We start from the raw sequence: 12,511 nt of genomic DNA on the forward strand, positions 1-12,511 counted from the left end.
ATTTCTACTTATTGTTATCTATGATGGAATCTATTAAAAAATCTATTGGAGTAAATACTCTTTTTAGTATGTTAAAAGGTGCTTTTATAACATCTTCTGCAAGACTTATATTAACTTTTGGGTTATCATACTTGCCTGTTAGGATTAAGTTAGTGCTTATCTTGCCTTCTCTTCCTAGTATGATATATCCTACAACTGGTATCCTACTAAGTAGGCTACTTACGTTTTTGATAGTTGAGATATTAAGCGTGATAGAAGTTTCTTTACTTGCAAGATCTATTATCCCCTCTCCATTTATATCCATAGTAGAACCCACTAAGTAGATATTTTCTAATCCTAAGTAGTCTTTATTCATAGCAAGTTTTATTATCCCTCTATCAACTTTATAGCCATCAGCGCCAAGGTGAGGATTTTTAAAAACTATTAAAGAAGGTACAGTGTCTATTAAAGCAAAGATGTTTTGTACAACTTTAAAGTCAGTAAAAGCAGTGTTATTCATACTTATAGTTGCACTTATATTACCACCTCTCATAAAAGCCTTTAAGTTAAAAAGCCCTCCACTAACTATATCTTTACTCTCACCATTAGACTTAAGTACTCTGTTAACAAAATCACCACTAAAATTTTTAGCATCAAAAAACATCACGCCATCTACCATGGTCATATTAAAGATTCCATTACCATAGGAGCCATCAACTATAGTCTTATGGCTTTTAATGCGTGCATTAACATCTTCTAGTGGAATCTTATAGCCTTTAAACAAAAAGGTCATATTATTTAATACTATATTAAAGTCCATAGCATGGAGGCCTAGCTGCTTTCTTAAGGTAGCTTTTGCTTGTTCTAGTTTTGCATTTTGTTCTACTTCTTCTTTAGAAACTGGTAAGGAGTTAGTATCTTTAAAAAGCTCAGCTAAGAAAGGTATCTTAGAATCTAGTGCTGCATCCATATCTATAGTGTAGCCACCACTTTTAAGCATGCTTAAAGAATCTTTGCTCTTATAGACTATGTTTTTATCACTAGTGATGTTTAAAAAGCCATTTTTACTCTCTCCACTTAAAGATATCTCAGTTAGCTTTTTATCATCTTGTGAGTAGATAGGGTAATCAAGTTTAGTAAGCTTGCCTTTAAAGCTAAAATCATGGGTTTTATTATCATCTAGTGGATAAGCAAGGACTGCATCTCCATCTTTTAGGCCATAGTAAACTAAAAGTGGTGATATATCAACTAGCTTTTGTAGGTTGCTTGCTTGTACGTGCAAGATTCTATGCAGTGGCGTGCTAGGTTGTGGCGTGCTAGTAGGATCTGTAGTAGTTATATCTTTAGCGTCTTTGGTGTTAGGGTCTATGCTAGTTTGACTAGCATCTTTTAAAGAAGTATCTGGAAGCTCATCTATGCTTAGGTTAAGGTCTAAAGTTGGGATTTTTAAAACTAGGTGATGCTTAAAGTCTATCTCTATGGCAAGCTTTTTATCTTTGATATCTAGCAAGTCTTGATCTAGGTTTAATTCCTTTTCTTTTTCTACTTCTTTTTTTGCTAGATTAGCTATCTCTTTAGGACTTAACTTTTTAAAAGGCCTAGTTTCTTGTTTTTGAACCTTTAGCTTATCCCATACTTGACTTTTAGTAGGCTTAGTTATGATCACATCTTTTGTGCTTTGTGCATCTTGCAAGTCCTTAGTAGCTTGTGGGTTTTGGATGGTGTTATCTTGTATATTTGTATCACTGGGTGAAGTTAGCAAGGCCTTAGATGCACTTTGGGCATCTTTTAAGTCTTTAGAATCTTGTGAATTAGCACTATTAATATTTGGTTTTATATCTTTGTTAGGTTCTAAAGTTTTATTAGCATCTTGATTAGTATCTTTAGGTGTGCTACTAGCGTTTTGAATAGATTCTTTAGTAGGTTCTTTGCTAGGTTTAGCACTAGTATTTGAAGTGCTTTCTAGCGGTGTGATAGGAGCTATGATGATAGGTGCACTTGGAGTAAGTGGAGCTAGTGGAGTGCTTGGAACTTCTAGTTCATTAGAAGTTGCTTTAGTGTCTTTATCCTCACTAAAAGTATTTATAGTTTCTTCTTTAGGTACGCTACTTTTACTACTAGTGCCATCTATAGGAGGTATAGTATCTTTTATAGGAGAAGGCTTAGAGGCTTGTATATCTGAGTGGAGCTCAAAGTATAAATTCTTATCTTTAGTATCTAGCTCATTAGGCCTACTTATATCAGCATCTAGGTTTTTAGTTTCATCTGGGGTAAAAGCAGTTTTTATAACTTTAAAGCCATAAGGGTTAAAACCTACCTCATCACTAAAACTTATAGGTGAGTTTACTTCTAGACTTGGTGCTTCCTTAGCTTTAGGTGTTTCATATAACTTAGTAGAATCTACTTCTTTTAAAGGGGTAAATTTATCTAAATCGCTAGTAGCTATCTTAGCTTTTTTTATTAGAGTATTAGCCTTTAAGACTTCAGATTTCAAGTCTAAGGAAGCTTGCATATTGCCATTAACTAAGTCTTTGTAAGTAACATCATCACCTGTTATATAAAGCATCTCTTGGGTGTGGTTTATATCAAGGGCTACTTGTAAGTTCTTAGCACTTAGTGGATAGTCATAAAGTGCAAGCTGCATATTTTTGCCAGTTATAATCCCCTTAGTATTAAACTCATCTTTTTTAGTCTCAGGGTTATAGATAAGATTCATAGCAAGACTTAGCTTCATGGTATTATCTAGCATATTACTATTTGTAGCATCTTCTTTTGAAGTATCTGTACTGTGTGCATTAGTAGCTACATCTTCTTCTTGAGTGCTAGTGTCATTTGTAGCTTGTGCTTCATCTAAACCTGTGCTAGTTTGTGTATCTTCTTTTTGCATATCTTCTTGAGGCTTTGCTTGCAAGTCTTCTTGTGAGCTCTCTTGAGCGCTCTCTTGTGTGTTTAAAGAGGTATCACTAGACTTATCATTTAAAGCAGTACTAGTTTGTTTGACTTGGCTAAAAGTTTCTAAAATAGCCTTTGTTGGGATATCAAGCTGTCTTATAGGCATATGAACATCATAGTGGTTTAAGATAGCTTCTAAGCTTTTATCAAGGGTGGCATTTTGTGCGATTATGTTGATATGTATATCTGGATGAGGCATATTAACTATATCTACACTTGATCCATCTAAGATGGCTTCATTAAAGTTAGCTTTAGGAGTTTTTATATAAAGGCCCTTATCTTTATAAGTAAGATAGGCATTAGGCACACTTATAGGATCTAGACCTGAGGCTAGAGTGACATTTAAGTCTTTGAAGCTTATCTTAGCATGGGTTTTATGCAAAAAATCCTCAGCTATATCTTTTGGATCTAACCTTACATCTAACCTTAAGTCTTCTATCTTAAGACTGCTGTAAGCGATATTAGTATAAAGCCACTCTTCTAAAGTATCTTTTAGGTGTTTATCTTCTATTAGATCAAAATACTTTTTAAACATATCTAGACTTGCTAGATTAGTGCTTTGAGTGCTAAGACGTAGCTTTTTAGTAGTGCTTATACCTGTAAAAGTTAGGGCTTCTTTTCTAGTAAAGTTGGCTTTTATATTAAAAGCTAGCTCTTTTTTAGGCACAGAGTAGATTAGATCCCCGCCTAATATTGCATCAAAGCCTTTTATCAAAAACTGCTTTACATTTAGCACCAAATCTTTGCCTTCACTTACTATGCTAAAGCTAGCATTAACCAAAGGTGTTTTTAAGATATAGCTTTTACCATCAAATCTAACACTACCAGTATACTTGTGATTAATGCTTATATCTTTTATCTCTAAAAACTTAAAGTAAGAAAAGATGAAGATACTTTTTTGTATGTAGTTTATAGCGTCATTAACATTTTCTTCTATGGTTTTAGTGTTTTCTTGCTTAGCTTTAGAATCAGTTACATCAACCTTATCTATGGTTAGTACAAACTTATTTTCTAGTTTTAAGAAGGCATTTTGCACTTCTATACCAGCTATATTCATATCTTTGATATGTATACCACTTGCTAGGATTCTATAAAATACTACTAAGATTATGATGATAACTATGACAACAATAGAAAGTTTTAATAAGCCCTTGTTAGATTTTTTTTTTGCTATATGCTTGGGATTTTGAGGTGGTTTTTTAAGAGAGTTTAGATTAGGTGTATCTTGCTTTGTTGATGTATGGTTAAGTGAAGAATCTGATGCATTATTTAATGAAGGTGATAAAACCTCATCTTTACTAGGCTTAGCTAAATTTTCTAGGCTTTTAGTGTTTTTTTTTAGATCACCATCTAAGGGCATGTCTTCACTAGAGTTTTCTTTTTTAGCTTCATCTACACTAGTTTTTTCAACACTTGTAATTGCTTCTTTTTTATTTGTCTCTTCTTTGTTTGAAGTAGTATCTTTTTGCTCATCTAAGTTTTTTATCTCATAAAGTTTAAACTTTGGTGATGAAAGCTCATCTACCAAAAGAGTTTGATGTGCAAAATCTTGTGTTTTTTTAGTATCTTCATGCAAACTAGTTTCTCTAGTGTTATCTAACTCCCTAGCCTTTGCTTCTGCTTCAAGTAAGGAATCTTTTATGGTTTTAAGGTTACTTAGATTAAGATTTAAAGACTGTTCGTTTGGATAGTCTTCAACTTTTATAGCTTTTGGACTTATATCTTCTAGAGGGATAGTTTTTACGCTAGGCTCTTTTGAAGGCTTTTTATCTTTTGCTAAAGTCTTTTGTGTAGTATCTTCTTTTGGAGTACTTGCTTGTACTGCTAGCCCATCTTTAGATTTAAGCTTACTTTCTTGCTTGGAATCTATTTTGGAATCTATTTTAGAATCTGGCGCGCTAGATTCTAAATTTTTTTCTTCCTTACTGCTAGCTTCATCATAGGGCTTTAACTCCAACTCTGTATCTTCACCTAAGTCAAGATTTTTTATCCTAGATATATCATCATCTAAAATGTTAAGACTTTTATCTCCTTCTTGACTTATAATATCTCTAGTTGGAACAGCTTTTGTTATCCTAGTCTTTGTACCAACTGGCTCTGCTAAGATATCAATCTTTTTATCTTTCTTACCAAAGAGCCCTTTAAAGAAGTGCGCTAGTTTATTCGAAGGAGCTTTTTTGTCAGCATCTACATCTTTTAGCAAGCTAATATCTCGCTTCTTTTTTACTTCCATCTTTTCTTTTAAACGCTCACTTCCTAAAGGTTTAGAATCTACTTTAGTATCAGCTAGGATACTGCTAAATTTTTTATTATTTTTATTGATTGCCATGTCTTTTTATATCAGCTACCCTATGAAGTCAGCAGTTGTTTTATATATCCCAAAAGGAACTACTAAAGAGATTATAACACAGTTAAAGAGCCAAAATTACGATGTAAGCAAGGTGGATGCTTATATCACTAGACTATTTGGCTTTACTCAAAGTGGTTACATAGAAATGCCTTCTACCACACTTACAAAGGGTGAGTTTTTATACTATCTAGTTAAATCAAAAGCGGCTACTAGAAAGTTTACTTTAATACCTGGTGAGACAAGCTACTTCTTTTTAAGGGACCTAGCAAGTGCGTATAATCTAAATATAGACAAGCTTGAAAAGCTATATAACCAAAAGTTTCCCTACACTGATGGTGTCATCTTGGCTAATACTTACTACCTACCTTATACTGCAAGTGAAGAACGCCTAACTGACATACTTTTAGATACTTCCATGCAAGAACAAAAAAGGTTAGCTATAGAGCTAACTGGTAGTTATAATCAAAAAAAGTGGTTTAAGGTTATAACTAAGGCTTCTATCATACAAAAAGAAGCGGCTAACACTAGTGAGATGCCTATCATCTCTGGAGTTATAGATAATCGCATAAAGATTGGCATGCCTTTACAGATGGATGGTTCACTAAACTATGGCAAGTACTCTCACATAAGAGTAACACCTGAGCGCATACAAAATGATAAGACTACTTTTAACACCTATAAATATTTAGGCCTCCCAAAAGAGCCTAGTGGAAGTGTAAGCATAGCTGCTATAAAAGCTGCCTTGCATCCTGCAAAAGTCCCCTATCTTTACTTTATGAGAAATGACAAAGGTACTCATAACTTTTCTACCACCTATCAAGCCCACTTAAATAATGTAGAAAAACGCCAAAAAACACTAGATATAACAGATAAGGCCAGATAAAAAGAAATAAAAAAAAGAGATAAAAAGCGTATACAAGCTTTTATGTTAAATAGATTCTATTTAACAGGCAGCTATGTATACATAATGAAGTTTTTAATAATTATACCTTCCTAAGCTAAAGGCATTCTCGCTTTGTTTCGTGGTGCAAAAATCGCAATAGAAATGAAGTAGTAGTGTTGAATGCGTGATGTTTCAAAGAAGCTTACGTTTTCAAGGAAACTTCGTTTTCAAGAAAGCTTACGCTTTGCTAGAAATGAATACGTGCCAAGACCCTTCCCTTAGCTTACGTCAAAAAAAACACTTTTTTTTTAAAGGGCTTGTGAGGAGTAAGGCGTAGGCAAACCCCCCCCTTTTTTTTTGTTAAAAAAACATATAAGTTAGAACAAATAGAAAAAAGAAACTGTTGAAATAAAGATTTGGTTAATAGTACAAAGAGTTTGAAGATGCCTATTAGACAAGGTACAAAATCCACTACAGACTATTTTTACTTTAGTTTTTATCAGTCATTTTTATGATTTTTTAAAAGCATCTTTTTAGTCATAGCATGGAATCTTAAAAAGTCTTTTAATGGCAAAGCAGGCATACCACTCCACTTACTACCAGGAGTTAGTAAAGACTTAGTGATACCAGCTTGTGCACCTACTTGCACAAAGTCAGCGATATGTACATGCCCACCTACTCCAGCTTGACCACCAAAGACTACATTACGCCCAGTAGTTGTGCTTCCTGCTAAGCCTACTTGAGAAACTAGCAAGTTACTTTTACCAAGCACACAGTTATGAGATATCGCTATAAGCTCGCCAAGTTTAGAGTTAGCTCCTATTATGGTTTTATCAAAAACTGCCCTTGATATAACAGTATTAGGCCCTATTTCTACCTCATCTTCTATAATGGTTATGCCATTATGAAATATCTTTTTGTTTTCACCCATTTTTGAAGTACCAAAACCAAAGCCATCACTTCCTATAACCACTCCAGCGTGTAATCTTACATCCTTACCTATAAGGCTTTTATGATAGATAGTAACGTTTGGATAAAGGATGGTATTATCCCCTATAACTACGCCATCACAAAGAACTACATTAGGCATGATAGTGACATTAGCCCCTATATAAACATCATCTCCTATAGTGACATTAGGCATGATAGTAGTGCCTTCTTTAATTACTAGATTCTTTCCTGCTAGTACGTTTTGATGGATTTTTACTTTTATAAAACTTTTAGAATCTAAAAGATTAAAGTCATTACCTTCAAACTCTCTTACTTCAAAAAAAGCACTAAGCCTAGCTAGGTTAAAGTGCATATCTTCAACCACTATGCTTTGTAAGTTTTTTGGTGCATGTGCCACAAACTCTTTTGACATAAAAACAGCACCAGCCTCAGTTTCTTGCAAATCTTTTAAGTACTCTTTTTGCATGATAAAAGATATATCTTTAGGACTAGCCTTATCTAGTGTAGTTAGATTTTCTACTTCAAAGTCACTACTTAATTTGGAATCTATTTTTAAGATTCCTAGTATTTCACTTAGCTTCATCTTTTCTCCTTGTGTATAAAGGCTAGGTTTTTTATAAGGCCTTAGTTAAAGTCAAAACTTCCGCCCTGCCCGTTATTCATACTTTCATAAACTGAACTTACATAGCTTTTTCTAGTATCGCACTCAAAAACTTTCTCGCACTTAAGACAAGAGCTCAAGGCTTTTTGTTTTTGACAAGCTTCAAGTTTAGCCTTACTTTCTTCTAAAGCAAGTTTTAATTTCTCATCTGTAGACATCACTAACTTCTTTCATCTCTTCTTTACTTCCAAAAAAGCAAGGTGTGCTTGCATGAAGACTAGGCACTTTTATATCTAGTAGCCTATCTTTGCCATTGGTAGCAAAACCACCAGCTTTTTCATATATAAAAGCAAAAGGAAAAACTTCAAATAAGATTCTAAGTTTTCCACTCTTAGCATCACTTGTAGCTGGATAGCTAAATATCCCGCCTTTCTTGCATAAGATCTGATGTAAGTCTGCAACCATCCCCCCACTATATCTAAGCCTATAACCTTTAGCAAAAAAGGAATCTATTAAGGCTTTATGTTCCTTACTCCAGTGTTGTTGGGTGCCTCCAGGAGAGTTTAACTTGCCCTTAGATTCTAAGTTAAAGTCTTGGATAAACTGCCATTTATCTTCACTATAAACATAGTGTTTAGCCTTAGAGCTAGCTACTACCATCTCAAGTCTAGGTCCATAGATAAAATAAAGTGCACAAACTAGTTTATCACCACTTAAAGTGCCATCATAGATTCCAAAGATAGAGCCTATGGAGAGGTTAGAATCTACTAGTGAAGAGCCATCTAATGGATCAAAAGCAACTATTAAGTTAGCATCTTTATTAACATCTACAAACTCAACTTGCTCCTCACTCACATAGCCCTTTACACACTTAAGCTTTTTTAAAGTATCTCCAAAAAGTAAGTCAGCTTTCATATCTATCTTTAATACATGATCCCCACTTGCATTATTACTCTCAGAGTATCCAGCAAGACGCACTTTTAGCATCTTACTTAAAGTCACTGCACTAACTTCTAAAGCACGTAAAATCTCTTCTATATCGTTATTATTTGGCATTACTACTCTCCGTTATTTAGCTTCATTTATATTGCCATAAAGTTTGGTTACTGTCTTTATAACCGGGTTAATATTAGTATTAATCCAGTCTTCATCCATCCACTCACTAGGTCTTACATAAAGACCTTGTACTAATGTCTCAAGATGCACATGATCCCCAAAAGCAAGCCCTGTATCACCACTTAAGCCTAAAAGCTCACCTGCACTAAGATTGCTTCCAAGCTTTTCAACCTTAGACATATGTGCATAAAGCGTGCTAAGGCCTAGTTCATGATTTACCATTAAGGTGTTTCCATGCACACTTAATCTTTCATTAATAACTACTTTCCCATCATTTTGAAGTGTTAGTTTAGTGTGTCTATGAGTATCTACTAAGTCTATACCCATGTGCATGGCAGTGCCTATGTTTTGCCCTTTAAACCAGTAAGTTCTTTTATCATAAAAACTACCTACTATACGAGGATTTTTAAAAGGAGTTATAGCGTTAAATGGCTCTAAGGTAGTTACTTCATAGTTAGTTGGCGTAGCCTTATCTAGTATCTTTTGGGCATCTTGTGTACGCAAAACTTCATTTACATATCTAAAGCGATCTATAAAATCACTTGGAGCATCAACGTTTGTGACTTTTATTATCTCATTAATCTTTTTTCTAAGAAAAGATTCTCTAAGTCTGATATTTGACTTCCTCATCATAAAGCCTACACTTTTGTTGATATTAAGCCTTACTTGAGTTTTATTTAAAGCATCATCAATTGCTATTATCTTACCTTCAAAAAAGTCATTACTACTAGGCCAAGCCATAAGTGTTATATAGATGTCTTTACCATCTTTTTGTTTATATAAAAAAGGCTTAAAGGTATTTATCCCATTACTTAAAGAGACACTTTTTACATTTTTACCTTTAACGCTAAAAGCAACTATCGCACTTCCACCATTACTAATCTTAGGAGACATGGCTATGATTTTTACAACTGGAGACTTAGTATCAACTATGAAGTCTTTTTTTACTAAGGTTTTATTGCCTCCAAAAAAGCCTGCATTACTCCAGTCTTTAACTTCTAGTAGGTAAGTTATCTTATCACCATCTTTTAAGTTAGCAACTTTAGGAAGATTAATGTCTATATTTTTATCTTTTTTTAAAAAGATTCCATATTTTTCGCCTATGACCTTAGAGTTAGAATCTAAGATCTTAAAGCTATACTCTCTTAATCCGCTACTATCAAATGACGTGAAACTAACTGCGTTATTTGGATTAATGTACTTAGAATTTAGTGGCACTTTTTCATGGCTAGAGTTAGTTATATAAAGCGTTACGCTGGGCTTTACTCTTTCAAAACTTGAACTATCAAATAAAACATAGGCAAAAGCAAGTATGATGATGCAGATAACAAACCCGATATAACGCATTAAAACCTAACCTAAAAAAGATTTGCTACAGACACGTGGAAAAAGTACTCTATGACCTTATTTAAAGTAGCTAGAACTGAAAGCACATAAATTATTATTAAAACTATCTTGTGCCATTTTAAGCTCATCTTAGTTATTAAAAAAATGCCTATGCTTACGCCTATGATGCTTCCTATACCAAGTATGGATCCATTTTTTAAGACCACGTGATCAACAACGTGTAATCTTAGCAGAGATACCATCCCAGCAATAGAGCTAAAAACTATAAAAAATAGCGCAACTGGTGCTATCTTTTTACTATCAAGCCCTAGTATCTTTGAAAGCAAAGGCCCTAGTATAACGCCTCCACCTATACCTAAAGGTATGGCAAAGATGCCAGTTACAAAGCCTATAAAAAGCATACCTATGAATCTTTTTATCTTATTAACCTGCCTTACTACTGCTTCTTTTTTCTTGTTAAAAATAAAGTTAAGTAAGGAGTAAATACCTACTAGTAAAAAGATAAGCATAAGCCATCTTGAAGGTATATAAGTTAAAGCTACTCCACTAAAACCAGCTCCTATAAAGCCACCTATACCAACTGTTAGTCCAACTAAGATAGAAAGCTTTTTAGTCTTAAGATTAATTATCGTTCCAAAGATTGAAGAAAAAATCATCTGCATAACAGATATGGCAACAGCCTCAGTAGGAGAAACAAAGTAAAGCATAACTGGGACTATAACTGTTCCCCCACCTATACCAAACATCCCGCTTAAAGCCCCTGTAACTATGCCAAGAATGGCAAAATACACTATATCCATACTAACCTACCCTTCATAAAAGACTAACCACTTAGTCCTAGAACTTTGTAATAACGAAAAAAACTAAGTCTATTGAGAATGAAAATATTTTAGCCAAAAAGACTGCTACAATTAAAAAGTAAATTAAATGCATAACGGATGGCTATGTCGGATTTCAAACCTCTAATCTCAATTATCACGCCATTTTACAACACTGCTGCTTACTTTAAAGAATGTTTGGATTCTTTAACCAAACAGACTTATAAAAACTTAGAAATTATCCTCATAGATGATGGCAGCAGCGATAAAAGCCTAGCTATCGCAAAGGAGTATGCAACTAAAGATCCTAGAATCTTTATCATCTCTAAGCCTAATGGAGGACAAAGCAGTGCTAGAAACATAGGCCTAGAGTTTATAAGTGGCACAAATCTAAGAGAAGCACTAAAAAGTAAAGATTATGTAAACCTAACAGCTAGAGAAAAAGAGTTTTTAGAACTAGTAGAGATAAAAGATGCTAATCACATCTTTGTTAAAAAAGAAGTACTAGAAGATGCTATCTCTAAACTTCCTGAAGATAAATATATACACTTTGTAGATAGTGATGACTTTTTAACACTAGAGTGTATAAAAGACTGTGTAGATACCCTAACGCCTGAAGTTGATATAGTATGGCATGGAATGTGTACTCAAGTAGAAGGCTATGGGTTAGGAGAGTTTATAGCTGACTACTATATGATTTCTTTAAGCAGGTATCCTAAAAAGATACTCTCTACTTATCAGATACTTAATGACTTAGAGTTTGGCCATCTTCCTTGGACTTGTAATGGCATATTTAAAGCTAGTAAATTAAATGTACTAGATTTAAGATTTCGCTACATAGAGTGTGAAGACCATCTTTTTGGCTTACTGCTTTTTATGAGCTGCTCTATAGGCATAACTAAGCAAAGCTACAAAACACACCCAAACCTTAAGCTAGTAAACAAGCAAAGCTATATCTATAGGATAAGGACTAACTCAACTTGTGACTACTTTAAAAGTAAAGATATAGACTTAGTACCTGAACACCTAAAGCCTATATCTACTTATTTCAAAAACTTTAAAAAACTTAAAAAGTACTATCATGCCTACTGCTTTTCTATAGTTTTAGATGAGATATTAGCTCATAAAGACAAGCTTCAACCAGAGGCTTTAAGAGTTATAGTTGCTTCTTATGTGCATATAAGTTTAGGTCTTAAAAACCCAAAAGTAGACCCACTAAATGCAAAAGCACTAGATATCAAACTTTTAGAATATATCTACACTCAAAATAAATTTTATAGATTTATCTCAACTAAACCTAAAACTAGTAAGGTCATCTTTGCTTTTAAAGATGGGGCATTTTTAACTTATAAAGCTGCTAGAAAAACAGCTGTGATGATAATAGTGACACTAGGACTAAAACAAGCTATCAAAAAACTTTTAAAAAAAGGTGAGTTTAAAACTCCTCCTTCAAATACTAACTAATCAAGAAACAAACAAACTAGTCATAATTAAGTCACTAAACATTCTTACAA

General features: G+C 33.7%; 8 protein-coding genes. 2 read left to right on the top strand and 6 right to left on the bottom strand.

Annotated features, from left to right (window positions below):
- Positions 1-4: 4 nt before the first annotated feature.
- Complete coding sequence (locus BKH43_RS04445; RefSeq protein WP_095228992.1) at positions 5-5,260, bottom strand: AsmA-like C-terminal domain-containing protein; 5,256 nt, start codon at positions 5,258-5,260, stop codon at positions 5-7.
- On the opposite strand from BKH43_RS04445, the gene mltG reads away from it, so the two are divergent.
- Complete coding sequence (gene mltG, locus BKH43_RS04450) at positions 5,259-6,164, top strand: endolytic transglycosylase MltG (protein WP_253248046.1); 906 nt, start codon at positions 5,259-5,261, stop codon at positions 6,162-6,164. The two genes, BKH43_RS04445 and mltG, sit on opposite strands and share 2 nt — an antisense overlap.
- Positions 6,165-6,663: 499 nt before the next feature.
- Here the strand turns inward: mltG and lpxD are convergent, their stop codons facing one another.
- Genes lpxD through BKH43_RS04475 form a run of 5 tightly spaced genes read right to left on the bottom strand, consistent with a single transcriptional unit; the run spans position 6,664 to position 10,979 of the window.
- Positions 6,664-7,698, bottom strand: coding sequence for a UDP-3-O-(3-hydroxymyristoyl)glucosamine N-acyltransferase (gene lpxD / locus BKH43_RS04455; protein WP_095228995.1), 1,035 nt, complete (start codon positions 7,696-7,698; stop codon positions 6,664-6,666).
- A 41-nt stretch (positions 7,699-7,739) separates the two neighbouring features.
- Positions 7,740-7,934 (bottom strand): hypothetical protein, encoded by a 195-nt coding sequence (locus tag BKH43_RS04460; protein WP_095228998.1) that lies wholly within the window; start codon positions 7,932-7,934, stop codon positions 7,740-7,742.
- Positions 7,921-8,754: a class 1 fructose-bisphosphatase gene (locus tag BKH43_RS04465; RefSeq protein WP_172402318.1), complete on the bottom strand. Its 834-nt coding sequence runs from the start codon at positions 8,752-8,754 to the stop codon at positions 7,921-7,923. Before BKH43_RS04465 ends, BKH43_RS04460 begins: the two co-directional genes overlap by 14 nt.
- A 30-nt stretch (positions 8,755-8,784) precedes the next feature.
- Positions 8,785-10,179, bottom strand: coding sequence for a M23 family metallopeptidase (locus BKH43_RS04470; protein WP_095229002.1), 1,395 nt, complete (start codon positions 10,177-10,179; stop codon positions 8,785-8,787).
- Between the two features lie 11 nt (positions 10,180-10,190).
- On the bottom strand, positions 10,191-10,979 hold the full coding sequence (locus tag BKH43_RS04475) for a sulfite exporter TauE/SafE family protein (protein WP_095229004.1): 789 nt from the start codon (positions 10,977-10,979) through the stop codon (positions 10,191-10,193).
- 144 nt (positions 10,980-11,123) lie between these two features.
- Between BKH43_RS04475 and BKH43_RS04480 the strand changes: the two genes are divergently transcribed.
- On the top strand, positions 11,124-12,461 hold the full coding sequence (locus BKH43_RS04480; RefSeq protein WP_172402314.1) for a glycosyltransferase family A protein: 1,338 nt from the start codon (positions 11,124-11,126) through the stop codon (positions 12,459-12,461).
- Positions 12,462-12,511 lie beyond the last annotated feature (50 nt).

Origin of the sequence: Helicobacter sp. 13S00401-1, from assembly GCF_002272925.1 — a bacterium.
In the GTDB taxonomy this organism is placed as follows: Bacteria; Campylobacterota; Campylobacteria; order Campylobacterales; family Helicobacteraceae; genus Helicobacter_I.

Excerpts from the sequence above, each read along its gene's own strand:
- BKH43_RS04480 (WP_172402314.1), top strand. The coding sequence starts at position 11,124 with ATGTCGGATTTCAAACCTCTAATCTCAATTATCACGCCATTTTACAAC.
- BKH43_RS04445 (WP_095228992.1), bottom strand. The coding sequence starts at position 5,260 with ATGGCAATCAATAAAAATAATAAAAAATTTAGCAGTATCCTAGCTGAT.
- lpxD (WP_095228995.1), bottom strand. The coding sequence starts at position 7,698 with ATGAAGCTAAGTGAAATACTAGGAATCTTAAAAATAGATTCCAAATTA.
- mltG (WP_253248046.1), top strand. The coding sequence starts at position 5,259 with ATGTCTTTTTATATCAGCTACCCTATGAAGTCAGCAGTTGTTTTATAT.
- BKH43_RS04460 (WP_095228998.1), bottom strand. The coding sequence starts at position 7,934 with ATGTCTACAGATGAGAAATTAAAACTTGCTTTAGAAGAAAGTAAGGCT.
- BKH43_RS04470 (WP_095229002.1), bottom strand. The coding sequence starts at position 10,179 with ATGCGTTATATCGGGTTTGTTATCTGCATCATCATACTTGCTTTTGCC.
- BKH43_RS04475 (WP_095229004.1), bottom strand. The coding sequence starts at position 10,979 with ATGGATATAGTGTATTTTGCCATTCTTGGCATAGTTACAGGGGCTTTA.